The 26,288-nt window shown below is 72.3% G+C and carries 24 protein-coding genes, 1 tRNA gene and 1 pseudogene; 17 read left to right on the top strand and 9 right to left on the bottom strand.

Annotated elements, in window-relative coordinates; translation table 11 throughout:
- Positions 1-101: 101 nt before the first annotated feature.
- The 3 genes and pseudogenes from ACH4LD_RS21780 to ACH4LD_RS21770 all read right to left on the bottom strand — a co-directional run bounded on the left by ACH4LD_RS21780 (position 102) and on the right by ACH4LD_RS21770 (position 1,475).
- Positions 102-659, bottom strand: a complete 558-nt coding sequence (locus ACH4LD_RS21780; protein ID WP_398054903.1) for a SigE family RNA polymerase sigma factor — start codon at positions 657-659, stop codon at positions 102-104.
- Between the two features lie 147 nt (positions 660-806).
- Positions 807-953, bottom strand: a pseudogene (locus ACH4LD_RS21775) (lipid-transfer protein); the annotation flags it as partial.
- A 210-nt stretch (positions 954-1,163) separates the two neighbouring features.
- Entirely contained in the window at positions 1,164-1,475 is a 312-nt protein-coding gene (locus ACH4LD_RS21770; protein ID WP_103813649.1) for a hypothetical protein, read from the bottom strand.
- Between the two features lie 368 nt (positions 1,476-1,843).
- On the opposite strand from ACH4LD_RS21770, the gene ACH4LD_RS21765 reads away from it, so the two are divergent.
- Positions 1,844-2,716 (top strand): bifunctional DNA primase/polymerase, encoded by an 873-nt coding sequence (locus tag ACH4LD_RS21765; RefSeq protein ID WP_398054902.1) that lies wholly within the window; start codon positions 1,844-1,846, stop codon positions 2,714-2,716.
- 34 nt (positions 2,717-2,750) lie between these two features.
- Here ACH4LD_RS21765 and ACH4LD_RS21760 read toward each other — a convergent pair whose 3' ends face one another.
- Together ACH4LD_RS21760 and ACH4LD_RS21755 are read right to left on the bottom strand one after the other, a co-directional pair.
- Positions 2,751-3,140, bottom strand: coding sequence for a hypothetical protein (locus ACH4LD_RS21760; protein ID WP_398054901.1), 390 nt, complete (start codon positions 3,138-3,140; stop codon positions 2,751-2,753).
- Between the two features lie 176 nt (positions 3,141-3,316).
- Positions 3,317-3,401 (bottom strand) — tRNA-Ser (locus tag ACH4LD_RS21755).
- Positions 3,402-3,730: 329 nt separating this feature from the next.
- Here ACH4LD_RS21755 and ACH4LD_RS21750 point away from each other — a divergent pair.
- Positions 3,731-4,342, top strand: a complete 612-nt coding sequence (locus ACH4LD_RS21750; protein ID WP_398054900.1) for a hypothetical protein — start codon at positions 3,731-3,733, stop codon at positions 4,340-4,342.
- A gap of 138 nt (positions 4,343-4,480) precedes the next feature.
- Here the strand turns inward: ACH4LD_RS21750 and ACH4LD_RS21745 are convergent, their stop codons facing one another.
- Positions 4,481-5,908 carry a S1C family serine protease gene (locus ACH4LD_RS21745; protein WP_398054899.1) on the bottom strand — a complete coding sequence of 476 codons (1,428 nt, stop codon included), beginning with the start codon at positions 5,906-5,908 and terminating at the stop codon, positions 4,481-4,483.
- A 240-nt stretch (positions 5,909-6,148) separates the two neighbouring features.
- Here ACH4LD_RS21745 and ACH4LD_RS21740 point away from each other — a divergent pair, with 240 nt between their 5' ends.
- From ACH4LD_RS21740 to ACH4LD_RS21730, 3 genes are all read left to right on the top strand, one after another.
- The gene (locus ACH4LD_RS21740) at positions 6,149-6,976 is read left to right on the top strand and encodes a glycerophosphodiester phosphodiesterase (RefSeq protein WP_132784940.1); all 828 of its coding nucleotides are present in this window, start codon (positions 6,149-6,151) and stop codon (positions 6,974-6,976) included.
- Positions 6,977-7,057: 81 nt separating this feature from the next.
- The gene (locus ACH4LD_RS21735; protein ID WP_398054898.1) at positions 7,058-7,699 is read left to right on the top strand and encodes an ATP-binding protein; all 642 of its coding nucleotides are present in this window, start codon (positions 7,058-7,060) and stop codon (positions 7,697-7,699) included.
- A gap of 147 nt (positions 7,700-7,846) precedes the next feature.
- Positions 7,847-8,809: a DUF5926 family protein gene (locus tag ACH4LD_RS21730; protein WP_398054897.1), complete on the top strand. Its 963-nt coding sequence runs from the start codon at positions 7,847-7,849 to the stop codon at positions 8,807-8,809.
- A 262-nt stretch (positions 8,810-9,071) separates the two neighbouring features.
- Here the strand turns inward: ACH4LD_RS21730 and ACH4LD_RS21725 are convergent, their stop codons facing one another.
- Positions 9,072-9,545 (bottom strand): hypothetical protein, encoded by a 474-nt coding sequence (locus tag ACH4LD_RS21725; protein WP_398054984.1) that lies wholly within the window; start codon positions 9,543-9,545, stop codon positions 9,072-9,074.
- Between the two features lie 172 nt (positions 9,546-9,717).
- Positions 9,718-10,383, bottom strand: coding sequence for a bifunctional DNA primase/polymerase (locus ACH4LD_RS21720; protein WP_398054896.1), 666 nt, complete (start codon positions 10,381-10,383; stop codon positions 9,718-9,720).
- Between the two features lie 612 nt (positions 10,384-10,995).
- On the opposite strand from ACH4LD_RS21720, the gene ACH4LD_RS21715 reads away from it, so the two are divergent.
- The 3 genes from ACH4LD_RS21715 (at position 10,996) to ACH4LD_RS21705 (ending at position 15,553) form a co-directional block, all read left to right on the top strand.
- The gene (locus ACH4LD_RS21715) at positions 10,996-12,390 is read left to right on the top strand and encodes a PP2C family protein-serine/threonine phosphatase (RefSeq protein WP_398054895.1); all 1,395 of its coding nucleotides are present in this window, start codon (positions 10,996-10,998) and stop codon (positions 12,388-12,390) included.
- A 157-nt stretch (positions 12,391-12,547) separates the two neighbouring features.
- Complete coding sequence (locus tag ACH4LD_RS21710; protein ID WP_398054894.1) at positions 12,548-14,032, top strand: aminopeptidase P family protein; 1,485 nt, start codon at positions 12,548-12,550, stop codon at positions 14,030-14,032.
- A gap of 123 nt (positions 14,033-14,155) precedes the next feature.
- Complete coding sequence (locus tag ACH4LD_RS21705; protein WP_398054893.1) at positions 14,156-15,553, top strand: PLP-dependent aminotransferase family protein; 1,398 nt, start codon at positions 14,156-14,158, stop codon at positions 15,551-15,553.
- On the opposite strand, the gene ACH4LD_RS21700 is transcribed toward ACH4LD_RS21705, so the two are convergent.
- Positions 15,543-15,986, bottom strand: a complete 444-nt coding sequence (locus ACH4LD_RS21700; protein WP_398054892.1) for an ATP-binding protein — start codon at positions 15,984-15,986, stop codon at positions 15,543-15,545. The two genes, ACH4LD_RS21705 and ACH4LD_RS21700, sit on opposite strands and share 11 nt — an antisense overlap.
- Before the next feature lie 186 nt (positions 15,987-16,172).
- On the opposite strand from ACH4LD_RS21700, the gene ACH4LD_RS21695 reads away from it, so the two are divergent.
- From ACH4LD_RS21695 to ACH4LD_RS21655, 9 genes are all read left to right on the top strand, one after another.
- Positions 16,173-17,036 carry a hypothetical protein gene (locus ACH4LD_RS21695; RefSeq protein WP_398054891.1) on the top strand — a complete coding sequence of 288 codons (864 nt, stop codon included), beginning with the start codon at positions 16,173-16,175 and terminating at the stop codon, positions 17,034-17,036.
- A gap of 174 nt (positions 17,037-17,210) precedes the next feature.
- Positions 17,211-17,933, top strand: a complete 723-nt coding sequence (locus ACH4LD_RS21690) for a YcnI family protein (protein ID WP_398054890.1) — start codon at positions 17,211-17,213, stop codon at positions 17,931-17,933.
- Positions 17,934-18,036: 103 nt separating this feature from the next.
- Complete coding sequence (locus tag ACH4LD_RS21685; protein WP_103813637.1) at positions 18,037-18,690, top strand: SCO family protein; 654 nt, start codon at positions 18,037-18,039, stop codon at positions 18,688-18,690.
- Positions 18,687-19,151 carry a copper chaperone PCu(A)C gene (locus tag ACH4LD_RS21680; RefSeq protein WP_398054889.1) on the top strand — a complete coding sequence of 155 codons (465 nt, stop codon included), beginning with the start codon at positions 18,687-18,689 and terminating at the stop codon, positions 19,149-19,151. Before ACH4LD_RS21685 ends, ACH4LD_RS21680 begins: the two co-directional genes overlap by 4 nt.
- 13 nt (positions 19,152-19,164) lie before the next feature.
- On the top strand, positions 19,165-21,141 hold the full coding sequence (locus ACH4LD_RS21675) for a copper resistance CopC/CopD family protein (RefSeq protein ID WP_398054888.1): 1,977 nt from the start codon (positions 19,165-19,167) through the stop codon (positions 21,139-21,141).
- A gap of 8 nt (positions 21,142-21,149) precedes the next feature.
- On the top strand, positions 21,150-22,430 hold the full coding sequence (gene efeB, locus ACH4LD_RS21670; protein WP_398054887.1) for an iron uptake transporter deferrochelatase/peroxidase subunit: 1,281 nt from the start codon (positions 21,150-21,152) through the stop codon (positions 22,428-22,430).
- Between the two features lie 107 nt (positions 22,431-22,537).
- Complete coding sequence (gene pheA / locus ACH4LD_RS21665; protein WP_398054886.1) at positions 22,538-23,470, top strand: prephenate dehydratase; 933 nt, start codon at positions 22,538-22,540, stop codon at positions 23,468-23,470.
- Between the two features lie 587 nt (positions 23,471-24,057).
- On the top strand, positions 24,058-25,335 hold the full coding sequence (gene serS, locus ACH4LD_RS21660) for a serine--tRNA ligase (protein ID WP_398054885.1): 1,278 nt from the start codon (positions 24,058-24,060) through the stop codon (positions 25,333-25,335).
- Positions 25,332-26,132: an HAD family hydrolase gene (locus tag ACH4LD_RS21655; RefSeq protein WP_398054884.1), complete on the top strand. Its 801-nt coding sequence runs from the start codon at positions 25,332-25,334 to the stop codon at positions 26,130-26,132. The genes serS and ACH4LD_RS21655 overlap by 4 nt, the downstream gene beginning before the upstream one ends.
- The last annotated feature ends 156 nt before the right edge of the window (positions 26,133-26,288 follow it).

Genomic DNA, 26,288 nt, shown 5'->3' with positions numbered 1-26,288 from the left:
GCGGCCCGGGGGGCCTGTAGCAGGGGAGGGGGAAGCGCGACCTGGGGGCCTGCGGCGGGGGAGGAGGGAGTCCGGCCGGGCCGTCGGCGCCCGGGTAACGGCTAGCGGGCCAGCTCCAGTTCGGGGTCCTCGCGCAGCTTGCCCAGCGCGCGGGACACCGCCGACTTCACCGTGCCCACCGACACGCCGAGCACCTCGGCGGTCTGGGCCTCGCTGAGGTCCTCGTAGTACCGCAGGACCACCATCGCCCGCTGCCGGGCCGGCAGCCGCAGGACGGCCCGCCACATCGCGTCGCGCAGCGCCTGGCGTTCGGCCGGGTCGTCGCCGCCGGTCACGGGCTCCGGCTCGGGCAGCTCGTCGCAGGAGAACTCGTCCACTCTGCGCTTGCGCCACTGCGAGGTCCGGGTGTTCAGCAGCGCCCGGCGCACATAGCCGTCGAGCGCCCGCTGGTCCTCGATCCGCTCCCAGGCCACATAGGTCTTGGCGAGCGCGGTCTGCAGCAGGTCCTCGGCGTCGCTCGGGTTCGCGGTCAGCGAGCGCGCGGTGCGCAGCAGGACCGGCTGACGGGCCCGCACGTACGACGCGAACGACGGGTAGGCGGGAGTCCGCCGCCCGGGTGCGGCGGCGGCCGAGGCGCTGGTGCAGACGGGTGTGGTCATGACTCCACGCTAGGAGTGCGGCCCACGGCGCGGATCGGCCGCAGGTCCCGAAGGCGAGTCCCCCTCAGGTTGTAGGGGTGGGGCTGCCTCCACCTCCTGAAGGTGGAGTGCGGGTGTGCCCGGTCTGCGGGTACGACCCTGAGGAGGTCAGCCGTCCCCCGTCAGGACCAGCCCGGATGCCGGCACCCCGGTGCCGGCCGTCGCCGGGGTGCGGGCGACCCCCGGGACCTGGTGCACGGCCGTTCACCGCAGCTGGCGCACCGCCTCCACGCTGCCGTTCATGCCGTGCGGGTGACGCATCCCCGCCCAGTCGATGCCGTCCGGGCCGAGCCCGGAGGTGCGCCGGAACCGGCGGGCCACCGCGTCCGTCTCCGGCAGGCCGGTCAGGTCACCCCGGACCGGGGAACGCCGACGCGGCGGCACCGAAGCACCGCCGCGCCGACGTGTTGCGACCCCGAAGCACACCCCGCGGGAGCCCTCCTCAGGAGGACCCTCGCCCCCGGCTCACCAGAGCTGGGTGAAGTTGACGTCGATGTTCTCGTTGCCCTGCCGGATGGCCGTGAACGCGGAGCCGTTGACCTGGGCGGTGTTGCTCTGGTTCGAGGCGCCGGAGCCGGCCGCGTTCTGGTTCGTGGTGGACGAGTTGCCGTTGTTGTCGTCGCCGACCCCGCTGCCGAGGACGGCCGCCACGCCCGAGTTCGATCCGTCGTCCGCGAGGGCGCCGTTGTCCGCCGTCGCTACGCCGGCGAAGAGGGCGGCTGCGAGCGGGAGAGCGGAGACTGCGGCGAGAACGCGGGCGGTACGGATGCTTGCCATGTGTTCCTCCAGAACCAAGCACTCTGCGGCCCTAGGGCCGGTGGTACGTGAACTACGGCTGGTGTCAGGGCGGTTGGCCGACCGCCTTGACTGTCGTGGACGACGTCGCGCCTCCAGAGTTGCCCACCGGATCCCCGGCGAACCGTCCTGGAAGCCGCGATTCGCACGCAAGCGTGATGACAAGTCGATAAACCCCTATCGCCACCTTTGGTTGCATTCACCCCGGATCCATGCCTCACCTGACATCTCGGCTTCAAGCCATACAAGGGGTGAATCGTTCCGCCACCCTTCCGGCCGATCCGGCCCGTACCGGCGCGCCGCGACTGCCCGCCCTTCCCATTTTCGAACACCTGTACGAACATGGAGGCATGGCCACCATCGACCGGCAGGCCACGACGCTGGCCCTCGCACACGCGCTGTCAGCCGCAGAACGCGGACTGGCCGTGATCCCCCTGTCCCGGACGAAACTCCCGGCCCTGCGCTCCCCGCACCGCGACGACCCCAATCCGCCGGGGCGCCCCTGCCACGGCGAGTGCGGCCGCTTCGGCCATGGCGTGTACGACGCCTCCACCGACCCCGTCCGCATCCGCGAGCTCTTCGCCGCCGCTCCCTGGGCCACCGGCTACGGCATCGCCTGCGGGCTGCCCCCGTACCACCTGATCGGCGTCGACCTGGACACGAAGTCCGGCACGGACTCCTCGGCCGCCCTGCGGGAACTGGCCCTGCGCCATCTGTTCACGATCCCGGAGACGGTCGTCGTCCTCACCCCGAGCGGCGGCCGCCACCTCTGGCTGACCGGCCCGCCCGACACCGTCGTACCGAACTCGGCCGGCCGGCTCGCCCCCGGCATCGACATCCGGGGCGCCGGCGGCTACCTCGTCGGCCCCGGTTCCCGCACCGACCACGGCGTCTACACCGCCGCGCCCGGCACCGCCGACCTCGCCCCGGCCTCCTGCCCGCCGTCCCTCCTGCGGCTCCTGCTCCCCCCGCCCCGCGCGCCCCACCCCACCCGTCCGGCAGTGGGCGGCCACGGACAGGGGCTGGTCCAGTTCGTGCTCGCCGCGCACGAGGGACAGCGCAACACCCGCCTGTTCTGGGCCGCCTGCCGCGCCTACGAGAACGGCATCGGGCCCGCCCTGGCCGACCCCCTGGTGGCCGCCGCCCGCGAGACCGGCCTGACCGAACGCGAGGCCCGCGCCACGATCGCGTCAGCGGCCCGGCTGACCGGGCACCGGCCGTGAGACGGGCGGCGCCGGCAAGATCTTCCCCCGCCGGCTAGGCGAGCAACGGCCAGAGGTAGACCACTCCCGCGATGCACCCCGTGGCCGACCCGGCCATCCAGTACAAGGAGAAGGTGTTGAGGGGCACCTTGGCCCAGGGCTTCTCCTCCTGCTCCGCGATGTCGGACGCGACCCTTCTCGCCACCGGCACCAGCATGACGACGAACATCACCAGGGCACAGCTGTAGAAGTACAGGGTGTGCGAGACGGAATAGCCCTTCACCACGGCGTTGGGCAGCAGGAACACCCAGCCGGCCAGCGGGGCGACGAGCATGCGCCGCTTCGCCTTCGGCGTGGGCATGCACCAGTACATCGCGGCCAGGTAGACGACGGTGACGCCGACCGCGATGAGCCACCAGTCTCCCGTGGTCAGATGGGCGTGCATGATCGGGGCTCCTCCCGAGGCGGAACGTACGAGCACGGTCGCAGCGGTGGCCGGACCCGACACGGCGGCCGCTGTCTCGTCGACCCATCACCCCCGTCCCGCCCGAATGCCCGAATGGATGGGCCGATGGGATCGGCCCCCGACCTTTTCACCCGGTCAGGGGCCGTTCACCTGCGCGGTGGGTGTGGGATTTGAACCCACGGTGGCTCGCGCCACGACGGTTTTCAAGACCGTTCCCTTAGGCCGCTCGGGCAACCCACCTCGCCCGCCCACCAGGGGCGGAGCGGGTACAGCGTACCGGGACCGGGCGCCGTACGGGGGCTGTGGTCCACACGGGGTCCACTGAGTCTGACTCGCCCGCGATCCCAAGAGCGACGCTTGGTCCCAGCTCACGCCGGTACCGCGTAAGCCTACTGACGTGCCTGACGATGCTTGGTCGCGGACCACCTCCGGTGGCACGTGACCAAGTGGCGGAACGCCGCAGTCGTCCCGCACGAGTGCAACGCCAAGGTGGGGGATCTCGTCTTCTTCGAGTGGAAGACGGAGAGGGTTTACAAGCCCCAAGACCCGCTGGTGGCAAGGAACGTGAGATGCCCGGGTTGAAGCATAGCCATGCGGCGGCCGGATGGATGGCAGCAGCGGTGTTGCTGACATCTGGATGTGCTGTTCTCGGCAGCAGCTCTGCTGATGCCACAGGACCGGGCTCGTCCTACGAGCAGGCGTACGCCGACCACGGACCGTTGCACGTGGTCGGCTATCCCTCCACCGGCTCTTTGCTGGTGATGCAAGAGCTGGTGTGGGACATCGCCGACGGCAAGACGGCTGAGCTCCGCAAGCTGGCGACCAACGACAGCAGCGAAGCGGTAGCCCGAAAGACCGCCGAGAACTGGATCAAGGGCTTCGGAGCCGGCGCCCGCGGCAAAGTGACAGGCGACTTCTATGACGACGGTTCAGAACGCCAAGTCGTGGTCCTGTACTTCCATGACACCCACCAGGTCAAAGAGTTCACCGTTCGGCTCGACGGCGATGCGGGCAAGGAGGACTGGCGGGTTCTGATGAGGTCGGCCGATTTCAAGGACGCCACCCGAGCTCCCAGCTGGGCGCCGAAGAAGCCGGGAGAAACCGGCTCCACCATGAAGAACCAGGCGCTGACCTGCTGTTTGTCTCGCAACGGTGCTCCACGCCCGGTCCACGTGCACTGATCCACAACGCGAGAGAGCCGGATCAAGGTGAGACGGACCCCATGCAGAAGGGGTGCCTCTCTTCGAGAGACACCCCTTCTGACCAGTACCTACGCTGGCCCGCGCGAAGGCGGTGGGGTGGGGCATGGCCCCCGTGGGTCAGTTGTCGCCCACCCGGGAACCCAGCGTCAGTTCCACCGTGTGCTCCTGGCCGCCCCGCTTGTAGGTGACCGTCACCTTGTCGCCCGGCTTGTGGGTCCAGATCTCGCCGATGAGGGTCGGTCCGCTGTCGATCACGTGGTCGTCGAGCTTGGTGATGACGTCACCGGGCTTGAGTCCGGCCTTGTCCGCCGGACCGCCCGTCTCGACCGCGGCGGAGCCGCCCGTGCCCTGGTCGGTGATCTGCGCGCCGTCACTGGAGTCCTGCAGGGAGACGGACGCGCCGATGCGCGCGTACACCGGCTTGCCGGTCTTGATCAGCTGCTGGGCGACGTACTTGGCCTGGTTGATCGGGATGGCGAAGCCCAGGCCGATCGAGCCGGACTGGCCGGTGCCGAAGCCGCCGCTGCCGGTGGACTGGATCGCGGAGTTGATGCCGATGACCGCGCCGGAGGCGTCCAGCAGCGGGCCGCCGGAATTACCGGGGTTGATGGACGCGTCGGTCTGCAGGGCGCTCATGTACGACGCCTTGCTGCTGGAGCTGCCGTCACTGGAGGCCACCGGGCGGTTCTTGGCGCTGATGATGCCCGTCGTGACCGTGTTGGACAGGCGGAAGGGGGCACCGATGGCGATGGTCTCGTCACCGACGGCCACCTTGTCGGAGTCACCGAGGGTGAGCGGCTTGAGGTCGGAGGGGGCGTTCTTCAGCTTGATGACCGCGACGTCGTAGCCCTCCGCGTGGCCGACGATCTCGGCGTCGTACTTCTTGCCGTTCGGGAAGGTGGCCGTCAGCTTGCCGCCGTCCACCGCGTCCGCCACCACGTGGTTGTTGGTGACGATGTGACCCTGGGTGTCGAAGACGAACCCGGTGCCCACCCCGCCCTCGCCGTTGGTGCTCTCCGCCTCGATGGTCACCGTGCTGGGCAGCGCCTTGGCGGCCACGTTGGCGATCGTCCCCGGCGCGCGCTTGACCTGCGTGGCGCCGGCGTCGGACGCGGAGACGGTGGTGGAGCCGCGGTCGTCCCGGTCCTTGGCCAGGGTGTAGCCGAGGCCGCCGCCCAGGCCGCCCGCCACCAGCGCGGCCACCAGGACGGCCGCGACCAGCCCGCCGCGACCGCCGCGCGGCTTGGGAGCGGGCTGCTGGTAGGTGCTCCCCCACCCGGTGCCCGCGGCGCCGGAGCCGCCGTCGGCGTAGGCCGGGGGACCCGGCGGCGGGGGCGGCCAGGAGCCGTCGGGGGCCGGGCCGGGCTGGTGCGCGGGACCGTGGCCGGCCGTGGCGGAGGCCGCCGGGGCCTCGGGCGGGAGCGGGGCCGTCGGCGCGTTCCCCTCGGGCGCGGGGCCCTGCGGGGAAGCGGCGGGAGAGGCCATCGGCACGGGAGGTGCGGACGGCGCCGGGGGTACCGCGTTGCCCTCGTTCTCGGTGCTCACAGGTCTTCTCCTCGATCCAAGCCTGGTGTCGTCGGTCGCACTGGTCTGCAGTCAGCTTTTCCCACGGGCCGTCAGAGCACCATAAGCGGTGGCTGTGGGTCCGGCAGCCGTCTTTATATAGGTTTATATAGGATCTTTCGAGCAAAGGTTTTGTAACGTGCATGCCGCATGCCCCCCGTGCGTCGCGGGGACGGGGCCCGCGCCGCCCCGTGTACCCGGCGGCGGTGGCACCATGGCGCGGTGACCCACGCACGACAGCACTCCCTCCAGGTCGTCGCCCACCGCGGCGCCTCGGAGGACGCACCCGAACACACCCTCGCCGCCTACCGGAAGGCCATCGAGGACGGCGCGGACGCCCTGGAGTGCGACGTACGGCTGACCGCGGACGGCCATCTGGTCTGCGTCCACGACCGGCGGGTGAACCGTACCTCCAACGGCCGCGGCGCGGTGTCCGCGCTGGAACTGGCCGATCTGGCCGCCCTCGACTTCGGCTCCTGGAAGACGCGCGAGGCCTGGCGCGGGCGGGACGAGGAACCCGACTGGGAGCACCGGCCGGAGGACCGCGAGGAGACCTCCGTGCTCACCCTGGAGCGGCTGCTGGAGCTGGTCGCGGACGCCGGACGGCGGGTGGAGCTGGCCATCGAGACCAAGCACCCCACGCGCTGGGCGGGGCAGGTCGAGGAGCGGCTGCTGGCCCTGCTGAAACGGTTCGGGCTGGACGCGCCGGCGTCCGCCGCCGAGTCGCCGGTCCGGGTCATGAGCTTCTCGGCGCGTTCGCTGCACCGGGTGCGGGCCGTGGCGCCGACGCTGCCGACGGTGTACCTGATGCAGTTCGTCTCGCCCCGGCTGCGCGACGGACGGCTGCCCGTCGGCGTGGGCATCGCGGGGCCCTCGATCCGTATCGTGCGCAGTCACCCCGCCTATGTGGAGCGGCTGAAACGGGCCGGTCACCAGGTCCACGTGTGGACCGTGAACGAACCCGAGGACGTCGATCTCTGTGTCGGGCTGGGCGTCGACGCCATCATCACCAACCGCCCGCGCGCGGTGCTGCGGCGACTGGGCCGCTGAGCCGGCCCGTGCCCGCCACGCCCGTGCGGGCCCGTCACTGGGCGTGCCCCGGCGCGTTCGCTGCGTGTCCGCCCGTGTCGAATGCGTCACCGGAAGAGGATTGGCCGGTTTCCGGTACAGGCCGAGAGGGCATCCACCCCATGGCGTGGGGCGAAGGAGGTCTCGGGGGTGGCGTTGGTGGTGGCACAGGAGGTGCCCACGTCGTCGAGCATGGCCGTACCCCATGGCCCTGCGGGCGTGGGCAAGGCGCGGCACCGGATGCGGGCGCAGCTGCGCAGCGGTGGTGTGTCCGAAGCGGTCATCGACGACGCCGTACTGATCCTTTCCGAACTGTTGAGCAACGCCTGCAAGCACGGGCGGCCCCTGGGGGACGCGCCGGCCGGGGACGGGGACGTCCGCGCCGCCTGGCGGGTCGACGCGCGCGGGCGGCTCGTCGTGGAGGTCACGGACGGCGGCGGCCCGACCCGCCCGGCGCCGGCCACTCCCTCGGTGACCGCGCACGGCGGTCGCGGGCTGAACATCATCACGGCCCTCGCCGACGACTGGGGCGTCCGGGACGACGTCCAGGGCGAGGTGACGGTCTGGGCGCTGGTCCACGAGGACGTCCACGATCCCGACGCCGGATGCCGCCGCGAGGCTTTCGCTACGCGCGTCACCCGCTCCGCGCCGCTGCCCGAGCTGTCCGGGCTCGACTTCGGCGACGTGTTCGACGACCTGGACTGAACCAGGGCGGCGCCCCCCCGTCCGCCACCCGTGGATTCACCCACCGGCGTCGAGCGCGCGTGCGTTGTCCACAGGTTCCCGTCGGCCATGGTCGGAACGGCTAGGCTCCGGACGTACGAGAAGAGCCGTAACCGGGAGACACCCACCATGGCCAAAAAGCGACCCCAGACGAAGGTCAAGCCGCAGCTGATCGACGGGGAGATCCCGGTTGTCGGCGCCCGTGAACCCTGCCCCTGCGGCAGCGGCCGGCGCTACAAGGCCTGCCACGGCCGGGCGGCCGCGCACGCCGCGACCGAGCTGGTGCAGCGCCCGTTCGAGGGACTGCCGGGCGAGTGCGACTGGGTCGCGCTGCGCGAGCTGGTCCCGGCCGCGACGGCAGGGCTGACCCTGCGCGGCGGCCTGCCCGAGGGCGTTCCGTCGGTCACCCTGGCCACCGTGCTGCCGATGGCCTGGCCCGCGCTGCGCCGCGACGACGGCTCGGTGCTGATCGGCCTGCAGAACGACACGGCGTCCGGCGACATCAGCCGCGACCTCGCCGACACGCTGCTGCGCGCGCTGGAGGCCGCGCCGGGCACCCCGGTGCAGGGCCGCCGGGCCCCCGCCGAGGGGCCGCGCCTACAGGATCTGCTCGACCCGGAGGGCGCGTTCGAACCGGTCGTGCACAGCGGCTTCGAGTTCTGGGTGCCGGACGCGGAGAACGCCACGCCGGAGGTGGCCGCCTCCCTGGAGCGGGCCAACGCCGCCGCCATCCCGACCGTGAAGCTGTCCGGTGTGGACGCCGCGTACTGGTGCGAGACCCCGGAGAAGAACCACCTTCGCTGGGTCATGCCCCACCCGGAGGAGCAGCTTCTGGACGCCCTCGCGCGGTTGCACGCGGCGGGCCGGTCCAGCCTCGGCGAGGGCACCCGGCTCGTGGGCTCCTTCCGTGCTCACGGCCTCATCGTGCCGGTCTGGGACCTGCCGACCGGGGTCACCGCGGAGGACGTGGAGAAGCCGGCCGCCGAGTTCGCCGAGCGCCTCGCCGCCGCCCTCGCGGTCCAGGAGCCGCTGACTCCGGAGGAGCGCCGGGCGCGCGGCGGCCTGACCAACCGGCAGGTCACGCTGAGCTGACGCCCCGCGCGCGGATGTTCACGGCTGACCGGTCGGTCAGCCGTGGCAGCGGACCGCGCGGCAGGTGACTCGCGTCACAACTCCCGGTGCCGACAGGGCAATCGGTGTCCGAATAGCCAACCCGGAATTTGCGAACCGCCGATCTCTTGTTACCGTTCCAGTAGCCCGGTTGCTGGTGCATCCCCCGTCGCCAGCAACCGGGTCTTTCCATGCCCGCGTACGGCGGGCGGCGCGCACCAAGCCACCAATTCTCCCCGGGCGCTCAGGAGTTGCTGCCGGAGCGGAGCAGCAGTGCCCCGTCAGGGCCGCGCTCGGCGAACTCGGAGACGGCCGTGTAGACGTCCGGTCCGCCCCGGCTGCGCTCGCGCGGAGTCTCACAGGTGGCGGGCTCGTCGTCGGTCCCGGTGGCACAGCGGATCTGGACGGTCCGGTCGCCCGGGCCCATCAGGCTCAGCACGGAGTCCAGCGACCGGCCGGTGGCGTTGCGGTAGTAGGCGCGCGCCCAGGTGTCCTCGCCCTGCGTCAGCACACAGGTCTGCGCCTCGATGCCGTCGGGCGAGGTGAGTTCGGGGCCGCAGCGGGCGGCGGTGGCGAGCCCGAGGCCGAGCAGGCGGGGGGAGCGGCTGCCGGTGTCCGGGCGGGTCGTGGCGTCACCGCGGGGGGCGGCCGGTACGGCGGCCCGGCCGGCGTCGCCCGCCTGCCGCGCGGAGGCCACGGCCAGCGGCAGCGCGACCATGGCCGCCACGAAGCCCGCGAGGGCGAGCAGACGGAGTTGGCGGGGCTCGGGCTTTCGGTGGTTCCGCCGGCCGCGGTGCGGCCGTGGGGCGCGGTGGCCGCCGGGTTGACGCTGCATATGCGGACGATAACGAGCGAGCGGGGCTCACCCGCCCCGCCCGCGCCCGACACCCTTACAACTCGGGCGCGCTCACACCCGTACGAGTGAGGGCGTCGACCACGGCGTCCACGACGGCCTCCACATCGGGCACCCAGGGCGCGGCGGAGCCGGGCAGCGGCGCGCGCTCCCAGCGGACGGCGCCCTGGCCGGTCTCGGACGGGGGCAGCGCGAGATAACCGCCCTCGCCGTGGAAGCGCAGGGAGCCGGGGACGAAGTCCTTGGCGTAGAGCAGTTCGCCGAGTTGCTCCATGGAGTACGGCTTGACGAGCAGCGCCCAGCGGGTGGGCGAGGCGACCACCGGCCCGAGCCGCATGCCGCGCCGGTCGAGCAGGGCGAGGGCGCGGGAGGCGGCGAGCGCCGGCAGGCTGACCGCGCAGGGCGCCTTGCCTCCGGTGGCCAGGACGACCGGGGCGGCCGGCCGGTTGGTCCACCACCAGCGCACCATGCGCTCGTCGGTGGTGGCGGCGAGCAGGCCGGGGTCGAAGGGGTGCGCACCGGGCACCGTGCACTCGGGGTCGGGGCAGGCGCAGCGGGCCCGTCCCTGCGGGTCCGGCGCCACACCGGGGAGCACCGGCCACTGCCATTGCGTCGCGAAGGTCAGGGCTGCGCCGATCAGTTCAGGCCTCCCGTCGTTCCGCCTGGACAGAAGCCTGCGTCGCCTTCCGAGGATCTCGCGCATGAGCGCTCGTTCCTTTCCGTTGCACCGCTGGCAACACCGTGGGCCACATCACACCATGTGTCGATCACTTCACTGGGCGTACCTGTTGGCGCATCACACCCCCGCGCACGGCAGGGGGAACCCCAGGGGGTCGAGCGTTGGCCGCGTCCGCGTCCATAGTGCGTCTATCAAAAGCACGGCTGCGGCGTGGGGGTGGCGAAGTCTGGCGTTTTGCCGTCGCGCGTATTTCTCTCCGCCTCCGCCACGGGAGGATGGGGCTCGGCCGTCGGTGGCTATGACGCCCGGGTCCGTCGCCAGGTTCCGGGTGGCCCCCAACCACCCCTGGCCTTCTCCGAGTACGTACCCATCACGACCGCTGTGACGCTCCGTGGAGCAAGGCCAGTCGACCGCAATGAACCGATACCTAAGGCAGTTTTGAGCCAACTTGGCAGTAAGGCAAGGGGTTCGAGGAAAACCCTCACCAACCTCATGGACACCAGGAATCCCCGCAGGACAATGCTGGACATCCCCTTACGAGTGCGTGTACATGTGGAGACACTGCTAGCGGCGCAGAATGACATGGGGGTTTGCGATGCTTTTCAGCAATACGCACCGGTCTGAAGGCCGGACGCCATGAACGCCCCGCACCCTCCGAAAGTGGCTGGAATCGATCCCACGGTCTCCACACCCGCCCACACTGCCGCACCCGCCTCCCCCGCCTCCCCCACCTCCGGCCCCGCTCCCGCGGTCCCCGCGCCGCACAGCCCGGCCCCCGGCACCCTGCTCCAGGACCGGCTGGCCGGCTGGGTCTCCGATCTCACGACCCTCCACGAACTCACCGAGCGCCTCTCGCGCACCAGCGCCCTCGACCCCGCCCTGCACGAACTCCTGCGCGCCGGCGCCGCCCTGGTCGGCGCCCGCCGCGGCCTGGCCGTCCTGGAGCCCGGCGACGGCGACGGGCCCCGCACCACCCTCGGCCTCGGTCTCGGCCGCGCCGACCTCGGTCACATCGAGACCGTGCCGCGCGGCGCCCTGCCGTACGACACCCGCGGCGCCGCCGAGATCGTCCACCCGGACCTGTTCGCCGAGGAGGGCCTGGACCCGCGCCACCGCGAGGTGGCCGCCCGCCTCGGCTACGCCGCCAGCTACGCCCTCCCGCTCGCCACCGAGTCCGCGGGCCGCCTCGGCGCCGTCGTCTGGCTCTACGACGAACCGGCCGAGCCGCACGAGCGCCGGCGCCACCTCGTGGGCCTGTACGTCCGGCACGCCACCGAGCACCTCGCCCGGCTGCTGGAGGTGGAGCGCACACGCGCGTGCGTGGCGGCCCTCACCGAGGAACTGCTGCCCGCCCGGCTGCCCCGGGTGGCCGGCGTCCAGCTCGCCGCCCGGCACCGCGCGGGCCCGCGCGGCGGCGGTGACTGGTACGACGCCCTGCCGCTGCCGGAGGCCGCCCTCGGCCTCTCGGTCGGCTCGGTCACCGGCTCCGGGCCGAGCGCGGTGGCCGCCATGGGACGGCTGCGCGCCTCCCTGCGCGCGTACGCCGTGATGGAGGGCGAGGACCCGGTCGCCGTCCTGTCCGACCTGGAGCTGCTGCTGCGGCTGACCGAGCCGGCCCGCTCGGCCACCGCCCTGTTCGCCTACTGCGAGCCCGCCGTGCGCAAGGTCACCCTGGCCGGTGCCGGGCACAGCCCGCCGCTGCTGACCGGCGAGCGGCGCACGGAGTTCGCCGAGACCTCCGTCTCCGCGCCGCTCGGCATGCTCGCCTGCTGGGAGGCGCCCAGCGTGGAGATCCAGGCGGAGGCCGGGGAGACGGTCCTGCTCTACACCGACGGGCTGCTGCACCGTACCGGCGACCCGATGGACCGGGCCTTCGCCCGGCTGCACGCCGCCGCCGCGGGCGTCCCGCGCGCGGTGCGGCAGGATCCGGGGGCCGTCGCCGACCACGTCCTGCGGGCGGTCCTGCCGGACGGCCTGGACGCGGCCGACAGCGAGGAGGACGTGGTCCTGCTGGCGGCCCGCTTCGACTGAGCCGCACGCTCCGCGCGGCTGGCATGACCGGGCATAACAGGTCATCCGCCCCCGTCCGCTCCCGGTACGACCGTACGATGATGGTGGTCCCCGCTCGGCCACAAGCAGGAGCGTCGCGGGCCCCGGGGGAGATCACTGGCGTATCGAGGAGGATCACGTGTCCGACGAGCTCAACCCGGCTGTCCCCGACTCCGCTACCGCGGAGGGCCCGGAGACCGAGGCCGAGGAGACCGTCAAGCAGCGGAAGAACGGCCTGTACCCGGGCGTCTCCGACGAGCTTGCCGAGAACATGAAGTCCGGCTGGGCCGACACGGAGCTGCGTGACCTGGAGCCGATCCCGCAGGCCGCGGAGACCGCGCGCCGCCGTGCCGCGCTCTCCGCCCGCTTCCCGGGCGAGCGCCTGGTGATCCCGGCGGGCAACCTGAAGACCCGCTCGAACGACACCGAGTACCCCTTCCGCGCCTCCGTCGAGTACGCGTACCTCACCGGCAACCAGACCGAGGACGGCGTCCTGGTGCTGGAGCCCAGGGGCGACGGCCACGAGGCCACCCTCTACCTGCTGCCGCGCTCCGACCGCGAGAACGGCGAGTTCTGGCTCTCCGGCCAGGGCGAGCTGTGGGTCGGCCGCCGGCACTCCCTCACCGAGTCCGAGGCGCTGTACGGCATCCCGGCCGCCGACGTGCGCGAGCTGGCCGACAAGCTCCGCGAGGCCACCGGCCCGGTCCGCGTGGTGCGCGGCCACGACGCCGGCATCGAGGCGGCCCTCACCGACAAGGTCACCGCCGAGCGCGACGAGGAGCTGCGCGTCTTCCTCTCCGAGGCCCGTCTCGTCAAGGACGAGTTCGAGATCGGCGAGCTGCAGAAGGCCGTCGACTCGACGGTCCGCGGCTTCGAGGACGTCGTCAAGGTCCTCGACAAGGCCGAGGCGACGAGCGAGCGCTACATCGAGGGCACGTTCTTCCTCCGTGCGCGCGTGGAGGGAAACGACGTCGGCTACGGCTCCATCTGCGCGGCCGGCCCGCACGCCTGCACCCTGCACTGGGTCCGCAACGACGGCCCCGTCCGCTCCGGCGACCTGCTGCTGCTGGACGCGGGCGTGGAGACCCACACCCTCTACACCGCCGACGTCACGCGCACGCTGCCGGTCAACGGCACGTACAGCGAGATCCAGAAGAAGATCTACGACGCCGTGTACGAGGCCCAGGAGGCCGGTATCGCGGCCGTGCAGCCGGGCGCCAAGTACCGCGACTTCCACGACGCCGCGCAGCGCGTGCTGGCCGAGAGGCTCGTCGAGTGGGGCCTGGTCGAGGGCCCGGTCGAGCGGGTCCTGGAGCTGGGCCTCCAGCGCCGCTGGACCCTGCACGGCACCGGGCACATGCTCGGCATGGACGTCCACGACTGCGCCGCCGCGCGGACCGAGACGTACGTGGACGGCACGCTGGAGCCGGGCATGGTGCTCACCGTCGAGCCGGGGCTGTACTTCCAGGCCGACGACCTGACCGTGCCGGAGGAGTACCGGGGCATCGGCGTCCGGATCGAGGACGACATCCTCGTGACCGAGGACGGCAACCGGAACCTGAGCGCCGCGCTGCCGCGGCGGTCGGACGAGGTCGAATCGTGGATGGCCTCTCTGAAGGGCTGATCTGCGTTTGAATGGCCGGGCACCGGAGAGGTGCCCGGCCATGTCGTCTGCGGGTGGAGCCGTGGCCGGTCGCGCAGTTTCCCGCGCCCCCGTCGGGGCGCGTGCAGTGACGGGGGTGGAAACGTGGACGACTTCTGGTCGGGCGTCGGTGTGGACCTGCATCTCGAACCCGACTCGGCCGACGGGCGGCGGGTCGGGCTCGAACGGGCCCTCAGGGACGCCGTACGGGACGGGCGGCTCGCGCCCGGCACCCGGCTGCCCGCCACCCGGCGGCTCGCGGCCGACCTCGGTATCTCGCGCGGCACCGCGAAGGCCGCCTACGACCAGCTCGTCGCCGAGGGGTATCTGACGGCACGGCAGGGTTCGGGCACCCGGGTCGCCGAGCTGCCGGCCGTGCAGGCGGAGGAGCCGGGGACGGACACGCGCGCGCGTGCGCCGCGTCTCGACCTGCGTCCCGGCAGCCCGGACGTCGGCGCGTTCCCGGCGGCGGCCTGGCTGCGCGCGCTGCGCCGCGCCATCGCGACGGCGCCCTCGCTGGCGTACGACTACGGCGACCCGCGCGGCCGGATCGAGCTGCGCACCGCGCTCTCCGGCTACCTGGGGCGGGCGCGCGGGGTGCTGGCGCCGCCGGAGCGGATCGTCATCACCTCCGGCTACGTACAGGGCCTGGCGCTGCTCACACGGGTGCTGGACGGCGCCGCCGTCGCCATGGAGGACCCGGGGCTGCCCTTCCACCGGGAGGTGGTGCGGCACAACGGCGGAACGGTCCTGCCGGTGCCGGTCGACGCGCGCGGGGTACGCCCCGAGGAGCTGGGCGGGGCGGCGGCCGTGGTGGTCACGCCGGCCCACCAGTACCCGACCGGGGTCACCCTGCACCCCGAGCGGCGCCGGGCGCTCACCGACTGGGCACGCGCGTGCGGCGGGCTGATCGTGGAGGACGACTACGACGGCGAGTTCCGTTACGACCGCCAGCCCGTGGGCGCGGTCCAGGGGATGGCACCGGGCCAGGTGGTGTACCTGGGCACCGCCTCCAAGACCCTGGGCCCGGCGCTGCGGCTCGGCTGGATGGTGCTGCCACCGCACCTGGTCGACGCGGTCGCCGACGCCAAGCTGCACAGCGACCACCACACCGAGACCATCGGCCAGCTCGCGCTCGCCGAGCTGATCGACAGCCACGCCTACGACCGCCATGTGCGCGCGTGCCGGCTGCGCTACCGGCGGCGCCGGGACCAGCTGCTGGACCGGCTGGGGGCGCGCCGCAGCGTGCGCGGGATCGCGGCCGGGCTGCACGCGCTGATCGAGGTGCCGGACGAGGCCGCGGTCCTGGACCGCGCGGCGGCGGAGGGCCTGGCGCTGGGCGCGCTCGGCGACCACTGGCACACCCCGGGCCCCGGACGGCCCCAGGGCCTGGTCGTCGGCTACGGAACCCCCAGGGAGCGGCTGTACCCGGAGGCCCTGGAGACCCTGGCGAAGGTCCTCGGACAGCTCGGCGGCACCGGCAGGGCGTCCGCTAGGCCGTGAGGAGGGACGGGTCCTTCCGCCATTTGAGGATCTTGTCGAAGCTGACCACCGTCCCGCCCCGGCCGGGTTTCGCGCCGATGTGGACGTGGTCGGCCAGTTCGCGGATGAGACAGAGGCCGCGGCCGTGCTCGGCGTCGGGGCGGGCCGGCCGGGGGTCCTGCGGGCGCGCGAAGCCGGGACCGGAGTCGGTCACTTCGATACGGCACTTCTCGCCGTCGAGGTAGGCGGTCACCCGGTACGCCTCCGAGCCACCGCGGGCGGCGTCCCCGCCGTGCTCGACGGCGTTCGCGCAGGCCTCGCTCAGGGCGACGGACAGGTCGTAGGAGATCTCCGGGTCGACCCCCGCCGTCTCCATCGTGCCGATCAGCAGCCGCCGGGCGAGCGGCACGCTGGCGGCCTCGCGCCGCAGATGGAGTGACCACCAGATGCTCATGCTCCAGCCTCCTGGCCGCGGCTCGACATACCGTTACGTATTGCCGCCCGTAGGCGGCCGTAAGCACTCCGTTGACGTGTCTGCGCCCATCCGGCCGATGCGCCGGGGGAGGAATCGGTGTATGAGGGACGCCTCAGGCGCCCTGCCGTATGCGAGCGGTGAGGGCAGTGCGATGATGACCCCGCCATGACTGCCCCCCACACAAGCACGGCGCACTCCGGAGCCGGGCTCCGGACCCTGCGGGCCGCGGTGTTCGCCGCGGTCTGCGTCGCGCTGGCCGCGGGCGGGCACTCCCTGGCCTCCTGCGCGCCCGTGCCGCTGTGGACGCTCGGCGCGGGCTTCCTCGGCGCCCTGCTGCTCGTGGCACCGCTCGCCGGGCGGTCCCGCTCGCTGCCGGGCATCGCCGTGCTCCTCGCCCTCGGCCAGACCGTGCTGCACACGCTGTTCGGGCTGGGCCAGCACGGGGCGACGATGGCCTCCGCCGGGATGTCGATGGGCTTCGGGGGGCCGACGGCGGCGGGCGGGCCGACGGGCGCCGTGCTGAGCGACAACGCGCTGGTCGAACGGGCCGCGCGGCTCGTGTGCGGCTCGACCGCCGCGTCCCTCACTCCGGGACACGCCTTCCGCCTGCTGCTCGACGCGCGTCTCATCGACCGCGCCGGCCGGCCGACGTCCGGCCTGGGCACCGTCGAGCACGTCCACGACGCCACCGGCGCCTCGGCCGGTCTGCTGCCCTCGCTGCCCATGCTGCTCGGCCATGTGCTCGCGGCTGTCGCCGCCGGCTGGCTGCTGCGCCGCGGGGACCTCGCGGTGCTGCGGCTGACCGAGCTGTCGGCGCATGGAGTCGCGGAGGGGGCGCTCGTACGGTCCCTGCGCGCTGCTCTCGCGCTGACGTGCGCCCTGTGCGCCGGACTGCTGCCCGCCACCGGGCCCGGCCCGCGCGGCCCGCGCCCCGACCGGGACGAGGCACCGGCCCCGCACACCGCCGTACTCCAGCACACGGTGATCCGGCGCGGCCCGCCCGCCGCCGCCTTCCTCCTCGCCGCCTGACGCGGCCACCGCTCCCCCGACACGGACCCGGTGCGCCGCCGACGCGCGGCACGCGCGCGTGCGCGATCTCCCGAGCCGTACGGCCGATTTCCGTGCCGTCCTGCCACAACACAGGTCACGCGCGCGTACCCCTCTTCATCACCGGTCCTGACTCAGAGTGGAGTGCTTCCTTCCATGAAGGCTTCTCGTATCGCCGCCGCCGCCGCTGTCGCGGGCACGGCCGTCCTCGCCGTGTCCGCCCCCGCCTTCGCGCACGTCTCCGTGCAGCCGGAGGGTCCCGCGGCCAAGGGCGGTTACGCCGTCGTGGACTTCAAGGTCCCGAACGAGCGTGACAACGCCTCGACGACCAAGGTCGAGGTGAACTTCCCGGCCGACCACCCGATCGCCTCGGTGATGCCGGAGGCGATCCCGGGCTGGAAGATCGACATCACCAAGTCCAAGCTGGCCAAGCCGCTGACCGTGCACGACGAGAAGATCGACGAGGCCGTCACCAAGGTCACCTGGACCGCCGACGGCAAGGGCATCGAGCCCGGCTACTTCCAGAAGTTCCCGCTCTCCCTGGGCGCGCTGCCCGAGAACACCGACCAGCTGGTGTTCAAGGCGATCCAGACGTACTCCAACAAGGAGGTCGTGCGCTGGATCGAGGTGCCGCAGGAGGGCCAGGACGAGCCGGAGAACCCGGCCCCGGTCCTGGAGCTGTCCGCCGCCACCGACGACCACCACGGCACGGCGAGCGCGGAGGACACCGCCGAGAAGACCGGGAAGACGGCCGCCGCCGAGGACTCCGGCGACGACAGTGACACCACCGCGCGCGTGCTCGGCGTGGTCGGCATCGTCGTCGGCGTCGCGGGCGTGGCCTACGGCGTCCTCGCGAGCCGCCGCCGGACCGCCGCCTGAGCCTTCGTTCCGCAGCGCGCACCGGGTGCCGTACGACCCCGGCACCCGGACCGTCGTACGACCCCGGTGCGCGCCGGAGTTCACACATCTGGGACATTTTTCTATGCGCAAGAAGACGTTCACCGCGGCCGTGCTGCTCGCCGCCGCCACCCTGACCCTCTCCGCCTGCGGCAGCGGCGACGACAGCAAGTCGCCGGTCGCCGTGGTCTCGGGAGGATCGGACGCGGGCAAGGTCGCCACCGTGCTGGACCAGCCGTTCGACAAGCCGGACCTGGTCCTCACCGACACCCACGGCAAGAAGTACGACCTCCGCAAGGAGACCGAGGGCCACCCGACCCTGGTCTACTTCGGCTACACGCACTGCCCCGACATCTGCCCGACGACGATGAGCAACATCGCCGTCGCCAAGAAGGCACTGCCCAAGGCCGAGCAGAACGACCTCCGGGTCGTGTTCGTCACCACCGACCCCGGCCGCGACACCCCGGCCGAGCTGGGCAAGTGGCTCAAGGGCATCGACCCGCAGTTCGTCGGCCTGACCGGCGACTTCGCCAGGATCCAGGCCGGCGCCCGGTCCGTCGGCATCTCCGTGGAGCCGACGACGAAGGACAAGGACGGCAAGCTCGTCTCCGTCCACGGCACCCAGGTCGTCGCCTTCTCGCCGAAGACCGACGCCGGATACGTCCTCTACGGCGAGGACGCCACGGTCGACGACTACACCAAGGACCTGCCCAAGCTCGTCAAGGGAGCCAACCCGTGAGGCGCCGTGCCGCCGTTCTGACCGCGGGAGCGCTCGCCGGGGCCCTGGCCCTCGCCGGCTGCTCCGGATCCGGCACGGGGTCGGACAAGGCGGAGCTGACCGTCGGCTCCTCGTACATGCCCCAGCCCGTCTCCGCCGACATGGCCGCCGGGTTCCTGACGATCGCCAACAAGGGCGGGGCCGGAGACGAGCTGACCTCGGTCACCAGTGACGTCGCCGGCGAGGTGACCATGCACAGCACGGTCGGCGGGGCCATGACGGAGAAGTCCTCCTTCGCGATACCGGCCCACGGACGGCTCGTCTTCAGAAGCGGTGGCAACCATCTGATGTTCGAGAAGCTGAAGCGCGCGCCGAAGCAGGGCCAGACGGTCACGGTGAAGCTCACCTTCAGCAAGTCCGGACCGCTCACCGTCGAGATGCCCGTCAAGTCCGCCACGTACAACCCGTCGACCGGCCACTGAGGGAGGGATCACCGTGACCCGGACCATCGCCCCCCGCGTGCGGATCCTGGTGCTGCTGTTCATCGCCGTCACCGGCGCGCTGCTGGCGGGCGCCGGACCGGCCTCCGCCCACGCGGCGCTGACCGGCAGCGACCCCGCGCAGGGGGTGGTGGTCGACAAGGCACCCACCCAGGTGTCGCTCACCTTCTCCGAGAAGGTCGCGCTGAACGACGACTCCCTGCGCGTCCTCGACCCGAAGGGCAAACCGGTCCAGACCGGCAGCCCCGCCAACGTGAGCGGGACGACGTACACCGTGCGGCTCAAGGGCGGCCTGGCCGACGGCACGTACACCGTCACCTATCAGGTCGTCTCCGCGGACAGCCACCCCGTCGCCGGTGCCTACACCTTCTCGATCGGGGCGCCCTCGCGGACCGTCGTCTCCGGCACCGGTCCGGCCGCGGGCGGCGGGGTCGTGGGCGGGCTCTACGCGTTCGGGCGGTACGTGTCGTACGCCGGTTTCATCGTGCTCGCCGGCGGCGCGGCCTTCGTGCTCGCCTGCTGGCGGCCCGGCGCGGGCGTACGGCCCCTCCAGCGGCTGGTCGTCGGCGGCTGGGTCGCGCTGACGGCGGCCACCCTGTGGCTGCTGCTCCTGCGCGGCGCGTACACCACCTCCGGAAAGTTCGCCGACGTCTTCGACCTCGGCCTGCTCGGCCAGGTGCTGCAGACCAAGACCGGTGCCGCGCTCGTCTCCCGGCTGCTGCTGCTCGCCGCCGCCGCGCTGTTCGTCGCCGTCCTCTTCGGCGCCTACGCCCGCCCGTCACCCACCACCGCCCTGAACGACGGCGCTGCGCGCCGACTGCCTGATCCCCGGGACGAGGGCGAGGAGAAGCGCGACCTGACCTTCGGGCTCACCGTCGGCGGGGTGGTCGTCGCGGCCGGACTCGCCACCAGCTGGGCCATGGCCGAGCACGCCTCGACCGGGCTCCAGCCGGGCATCGCCATGCCGGTCGACGTCGTGCACCTGCTGGCCGTCGCCGCCTGGCTCGGCGGTCTCACCGCCCTGCTGACCGCGCTGTACCGGGCACCCGCCGAGACCCCGGTCGAGGCCGCCGCCGTACAGCGCTTCTCCCGGGTGGCCTTCGGCAGCGTCCTCGCCCTCGTCCTCACCGGCGTCTACCAGTCCTGGCGGCAGCTCGGCTCCTGGTCGGCGTTCACCGAGACCCGGTACGGGCAGCTGCTGCTGGTCAAGATCGGACTGGTGGCGGTGCTGGTCGGCATCGCGGCCGTGTCCCGGCGGTGGACGGGGCGGCTCACGGACCCGGCCGTCCGCACCGGGAAGGCGGAGAAGGCCCAGGCCCGCAAGGAGCAGGTCGCCGTCTCGAAGGCGACCGGTGACGGCAAGGGCACCGGCGCCGGTTCCCGTGACACCCGGCGCGCCGCCCAGCTCGCCCGGCAGCGCGCGGCCGTCGACGCAGCCCGGCGGAAACGGCTGCGGGACGGCGACCCGAACCGCTTCGGCCTGCGCCGCTCGGTGCTCGCCGAGGCCGGAGTCGCCATCGTGCTGCTCGCCGTCACCACCGCGCTGACCCAGACCGAGCCGGGCCGCACCGAGCAGGAGGCCAAGGCGGCCACCTCCGCGCCGGCGGACTCCGGCACCTCGGCGGCGTCCGGCGCGCTCACCCTGGACATGCCGTTCGACACCGGAGGCACCGACGGCAAGGGCGTCGTCAGCATCGACCTCGACCCCGCGCGCGTGGGCGGCAACGAGATGCACGTCTACGTCCAGCGGCCCAACGGCCGGGCCTTCGACGTCCCGGAGGTGAAGGTCTCCTTCACCCTGGAGGCGAAGAAGATCGGCCCGCTTGCCGTGAATCCCGACCACATCGCCACCGGCCACTGGTCGGCGAACGGAGTGCAGATCCCCATGGCCGGCGACTGGAAGATCTCCGTCACGGTCCGTACCTCCGACATCGACCAGGTGACCGTCTCCAAGAACGCGAAGATCGGCTGAACCACACCATGCCCGACCAGTCCATCCCCCACGCCCGTACGCCCGACGCTCCGGTGGCGGAGCCCGTGTCCGGGGCGAGCGGCATCTCGCGGCGCGCCCTGCTCGGCACCGCCGGCGCCACCGGGCTGGTGCTCGGCGCGGCCGGCGGGGCCGTGGGCTACGCCTCCGCGCCCGCCGAGGCCACCCCGCTCACCTCGGTGGGCGTGGGGCGAGCGATGTTTCACGGGAAACATCAACCCGGTATCACCGAGGGCCTCCAGGCGCGCGGCCATCTCGTGGCCTTCGACCTGGCGGCGGGGGCCGGACGCAGGGAGGCGGCGGCCCTGCTGCGCCGCTGGTCCACGACCGCCGAGCGGCTGATGGCGGGCGAGGCGGCCCCGCACGGCGACACCGATGTGGCCCGGGACGCGGGGCCGTCCTCGCTGACCCTCACCTTCGGCTTCGGACACAGCTTCTTCGCCAGGACGGGCCTGGAGAAGCAGCGACCCGGCGCGCTCGACCCGCTGCCGGACTTCTCCTCCGACCACCTCGACAAGTCCCGCAGCGACGGCGATCTGTGGGTGCAGATCGGCGCGAACGACGCCCTGGTCGCCTTCCACGCGCTGCGCGCGATCCAGAAGGACGCGGGCTCGGCCGCACGGGTGCGCTGGCAGATGAACGGCTTCAACCGCAGCCCGGGTGCCACCGCCCACCCCATGACGGCCCGCAACCTCATGGGCCAGCTCGACGGCACCCGCAACCCCAAGCCCACCGACACCGACTTCGACCAGCGGATCTTCGTGCCGGCCTCGGGCGAGCCCGCGTGGATGGCAGGCGGTTCCTACGCGGTCGTCCGCCGTATCCGCATGCTCCTGGACGACTGGGAGAAGCTGTCGCTCGCCGCGCAGGAGCAGGTCATCGGTCGCCGCAAGGCCGATGGGGCGCCGCTGTCCGGCGGCGACGAGACGACCCCGATGGACCTGGAGAAGACCGACGCACACGGCGACTGGGTCGTCCCGCTCAACGCGCACGCCCGGATCACCCGGCCCGACAGGAACGGCGGCGCGGCCATGCTGCGGCGCCCGTTCTCCTACCACGACGGCATCGACGCGGACGGCACGCCCGACGCCGGTCTCCTCTTCATCTGCTGGCAGGCGGACCCCTTGCGCGGATTCGTCCCGGTGCAGCGCAAGCTCGACCGGGGTGACGCGCTGTCGAAGTACATCCGGCACGAGGCGAGCGGCCTGTTCGCGGTGCCGGGCGGTGCTGCGCCGGGAGAGTACGTGGGGCAGCGGCTGCTGGAGGGGTGACCACGGGCGCCGGCACTTTGTGGGGTGAACCGGGTTCAAACCACCTGGTCGAGTGGTTGTCGTGAGATGCCTCAACCGACCGGGCCTGCGGCCATTAGGGTGAGGACATGCCAGCGAGCTATGCCTATCTCGGCCCGGAGGGCACCTTCACGGAGGTCGCCCTGCGCACGCTTCCTGAGGCAGCCACCCGGGAGCTGATCCCGTACGTCTCGGTGCAGTCCGCGCTGGACGCGGTCCGGGCCGGCGAGGCCGAGGCCGCGTTCGTGCCGATCGAGAACTCCGTCGAGGGCGGCATCACCACCACCCTGGACGAGCTGGTCGCGGGCGAGCCCCTGATGATCTACCGCGAGGTGCTGCTGTCGATCACCTTCGCACTGCTGGTCCGCCCCGGCACGAAGCTCGCGGACATCAAGACGGTCTCCGCCCACCCGGCGGCCCAGCCCCAGGTGCGCAACTGGCTGCGCGCGAACCTCCCGGAGGCCACCTGGGAGTCGGCGGCCTCCAACGCGGACGCCGCCCGCCTGGTCCAGGAGGGCCGCTACGACGCCGCCTTCGCCGGCGAGTTCGCGGCCGCCCGCTACGGCCTCGAAGCGCTGGAGACCGGGATCCACGACGCGGAGAACGCGCAGACCCGGTTCGTGCTGGTCGGCCGCCCGGCCCGGCCGGCCGCGCCCAGCGGTGCCGACAAGACCTCCGTGGTGCTGTGGCAGCGGGACGACCACCCCGGCGCCCTGCGCGACCTGCTCGGCGAGTTCGCCTCGCGCGGCATCAACCTCATGCTGCTCCAGTCCCGGCCGACCGGCGCCGGGATCGGCAACTACTGCTTCTGCATCGACGCCGAGGGGCACATCGCCGACCGGCGGATGGCGGAGGCGCTGATGGGGCTGCGGCGGATCTGTCTCCAGGTGCGCTTCCTCGGGTCCTATCCGCGCGCGGACATCACGCCGGACGGGGCCAGGCCGACGCTGCCGGGCACGTCGGACGAGGAGTTCATGGCGGCCGCGGACTGGGTGGCGCGCTGCCAGGACGGCCGGTTCTAGCCGGTCGCACGTGCGGACGCCTACCGGTCGTACCTGCGGACGAAGGTTATCCACAGAAGTTATCCACAGGTTCCCTTCTCGACCTGGGGACAAGTCGACACAGCGGTGCCGTCCGGTCGACAAATCGCCCTGGAAGCCCCGACCGGTACCACCGGCACCTGACTCACCCTTCGTCCACGCGTTTCCTTTGGTTCATCTTTTGGGGCGACCGTTTTCCACCCGAACGTGGGTGTCGATGCGGTTTGACCCGGGAATTCTTCAGTCCGTTGGCGCTTTCCGGAGTGATCAATTCCGAAGTCCACAGATCTTCCACACAGCCTGTGGATAACTCTTCGGAGGGTGTGGATCGCTGTGGACAACCGGCCCGCCAAATCCCGTTCTCCACAAGGAAGTCGGGTCAACCCGGCGCCCGGGACGTGGCCCGTCCCAGGGAGTGAGACACTTTCCCCTTGACGCTCGGCATGCCGTACGGACACCAGAGCGGAACACGCTCGGCAATTACCGCATAACGGAACGTATGCCGCGAATCAGAACTCCGCCGATTAGTGATTCGTGAGCCGCGACCCCGCACCGGTAGCCTTGCCCTCGTGATTGACCTTCGCCTGCTCCGTGAGGACCCCGACCGTGTGCGCGCGTCCCAGCGCGCCCGTGGAGAGGACGTCGCGCTCGTCGACGCCCTCCTGTCTGCCGACGAGCGGCGCAGGTCCTCCGGCGTCCGCTTCGACGAACTGCGCGCCGAGCAGAAGCAGCTCGGCAAGCTGATCCCCAAGGCCACCGCCGAGGAGAAGGCCGAGCTGCTGGGGCGGGCCGAGCAGCTGAAGGCGGATGTGAAGGCCGCCGACGCCGAGCGCGACGCCGCCGACGCCGAGACCCAGGAGCTGCTGCTCAAGCTCGGCAACCTCGTCCACCCCGACGTGCCCGTCGGCGGCGAGGAGGACTTCGTCACGCTGGAGACGCACGGCACGATCCGCGACTTCGGCGCCGAGGGCTTCGAGCCCAAGGACCACCTGGAGCTGGGCCAGCTGCTCGGCGCGATCGACGTCGAGCGCGGCGCCAAGGTCTCCGGCTCCCGCTTCTACTTCCTCACCGGTGTCGGCGCCCTGCTGGAGCTGGCCCTGGTGAACGCGGCGATCGCCCAGGCCACCGCCGCCGGCTTCACGCCGATGCTCACCCCGGCGCTGGTCCGCCCGCAGTCCATGGCCGGCACCGGCTTCCTCGGCCAGGCCGCCCAGGACGTCTACCACCTCGACAAGGACGACCTCTACCTGGTCGGCACCTCCGAGGTCCCGCTGGCGGCCTACCACATGGACGAGATCATCGACGCGGACCGGCTGCCGCTGCGGTACGCGGGCTTCTCCCCGTGCTTCCGCCGCGAGGCGGGCTCGCACGGCAAGGACACCCGGGGCATCTTCCGCGTGCACCAGTTCGACAAGGTCGAGATGTTCTCGTACGTCGCCCCCGAGGACTCGCAGGCCGAGCACCAGCGCCTGCTGGAGTGGGAGAAGCAGTGGCTGACCTCGCTGGAGCTGCCGTTCCGCGTCATCGACGTGGCCTCCGGTGACCTCGGCTCCTCGGCCGCCCGCAAGTTCGACTGCGAGGCGTGGATCCCGACCCAGGGCAAGTACCGCGAGCTGACCTCGACCTCGGACTGCACCGAGTTCCAGTCCCGCCGGCTGTCCATCCGGATGCGCGACGGCAAGCAGGTCAAGCCGCTCGCCACCCTCAACGGCACGCTGTGCGCCGTACCGCGCACCATCGTGGCGATCCTGGAGAACCACCAGCAGGCCGACGGCTCCGTCCGGGTCCCCGAGGTGCTGCGCCCCTACCTGGGCGGCCGTGAGGTCCTGGAGCCGGTCGCCAAGTGACCGCGTTCCCGTACCGGCTGATCGCGACCGATCTCGACGGCACGCTCCTGCGCTCCGACGACTCGGTCTCGCGGCGCACCCGCGACGCGCTCGCCGCGGCCACCGCGGCGGGCGCCGCGCACATCGTCGTCACCGGTCGCGCGGTCCCCTGGACCAGGCACATCCTGGACGACCTCGGCTACGACGGCCTCGCCGTCTGCGGTCAGGGCGCCCAGGTGTACGACGCCGGCTCCCACCGCCTGCTGACCTCGGTCACCCTGGACCGGCAGCTCGCGGGCGTGGCCCTCGCCAAGATCGAGACCGAGGTGGGCCCGCTGTACCTGGCGGCCAGTCGGGACGGCCTGGACGGCGAGGTGCTGGTGGGCCCGGGCTACGCAGTCACCGGCAAGCTGCCCGCCACCCCGTTCACGGACGCCTCCGACCTCTGGACGGCACCGCTGAACAAGATCTACATACAGCATCCGACGATGGGCGACGACGAGCTGGCGGAGGCCGCCCGGCAGGCGGCCGGCGGCTTCGTCACGGTGGCCATGGCGGGCGAGGGCATCGTGGAGCTGCTCCCGCTCGGCCTGTCCAAGGCCACGGGCCTGTCCCTGGCGGCCCGCCGCCTGGGCCTGAAGGCCGCCGACACGATCGCCTTCGGCGACATGCCCAACGACATCCCGATGTTCGCCTGGGCGGCCCGCGGCGTGGCCATGGCCAACGCCCACGCGGAACTACGGGCGGTGGCAGACGAGATCACGTCCTCCAACGAGGAGGACGGGATCGCGGTCGTACTGGAGCGGCTGCTCGGCTAGCGGGCCGCCGCGTCAGGGCAGGCGGCGGGCCAGGGCCGGACAGGTCTCGGCGTCCCCGGCGGCCACGACCCGGCCGTCGGCCTGGACCACGCCGTCGCGCGCGTGGCCGGCGACCCCGGGAGTGAAGCCGGTGTCGGCCGTCCTGGCCTCTCCGTC

Origin of the sequence: Streptomyces sp. NPDC017676 (genome assembly GCF_044329325.1) — a bacterium.
Classification (GTDB): Bacteria; Actinomycetota; Actinomycetes; order Streptomycetales; family Streptomycetaceae; genus Streptomyces.
This window is presented reverse-complemented; position numbering and strand designations above follow the sequence as displayed.

Excerpts from the sequence above, each read along its gene's own strand:
- pheA (WP_398054886.1), top strand. The coding sequence starts at position 22,538 with ATGCCAGCGAGCTATGCCTATCTCGGCCCGGAGGGCACCTTCACGGAG.
- ACH4LD_RS21770 (WP_103813649.1), bottom strand. The coding sequence starts at position 1,475 with ATGGCAAGCATCCGTACCGCCCGCGTTCTCGCCGCAGTCTCCGCTCTC.
- ACH4LD_RS21690 (WP_398054890.1), top strand. The coding sequence starts at position 17,211 with ATGAAGGCTTCTCGTATCGCCGCCGCCGCCGCTGTCGCGGGCACGGCC.
- efeB (WP_398054887.1), top strand. The coding sequence starts at position 21,150 with ATGCCCGACCAGTCCATCCCCCACGCCCGTACGCCCGACGCTCCGGTG.
- ACH4LD_RS21725 (WP_398054984.1), bottom strand. The coding sequence starts at position 9,545 with ATGGTCGCGCTGCCGCTGGCCGTGGCCTCCGCGCGGCAGGCGGGCGAC.
- ACH4LD_RS21735 (WP_398054898.1), top strand. The coding sequence starts at position 7,058 with ATGCGTCACCGGAAGAGGATTGGCCGGTTTCCGGTACAGGCCGAGAGG.
- ACH4LD_RS21695 (WP_398054891.1), top strand. The coding sequence starts at position 16,173 with ATGACTGCCCCCCACACAAGCACGGCGCACTCCGGAGCCGGGCTCCGG.
- ACH4LD_RS21730 (WP_398054897.1), top strand. The coding sequence starts at position 7,847 with ATGGCCAAAAAGCGACCCCAGACGAAGGTCAAGCCGCAGCTGATCGAC.
- ACH4LD_RS21685 (WP_103813637.1), top strand. The coding sequence starts at position 18,037 with ATGCGCAAGAAGACGTTCACCGCGGCCGTGCTGCTCGCCGCCGCCACC.
- ACH4LD_RS21750 (WP_398054900.1), top strand. The coding sequence starts at position 3,731 with ATGCCCGGGTTGAAGCATAGCCATGCGGCGGCCGGATGGATGGCAGCA.
- ACH4LD_RS21780 (WP_398054903.1), bottom strand. The coding sequence starts at position 659 with ATGACCACACCCGTCTGCACCAGCGCCTCGGCCGCCGCCGCACCCGGG.
- ACH4LD_RS21700 (WP_398054892.1), bottom strand. The coding sequence starts at position 15,986 with ATGAGCATCTGGTGGTCACTCCATCTGCGGCGCGAGGCCGCCAGCGTG.
- ACH4LD_RS21760 (WP_398054901.1), bottom strand. The coding sequence starts at position 3,140 with ATGCACGCCCATCTGACCACGGGAGACTGGTGGCTCATCGCGGTCGGC.
- ACH4LD_RS21715 (WP_398054895.1), top strand. The coding sequence starts at position 10,996 with ATGAACGCCCCGCACCCTCCGAAAGTGGCTGGAATCGATCCCACGGTC.
- ACH4LD_RS21765 (WP_398054902.1), top strand. The coding sequence starts at position 1,844 with ATGGCCACCATCGACCGGCAGGCCACGACGCTGGCCCTCGCACACGCG.
- ACH4LD_RS21720 (WP_398054896.1), bottom strand. The coding sequence starts at position 10,383 with ATGCGCGAGATCCTCGGAAGGCGACGCAGGCTTCTGTCCAGGCGGAAC.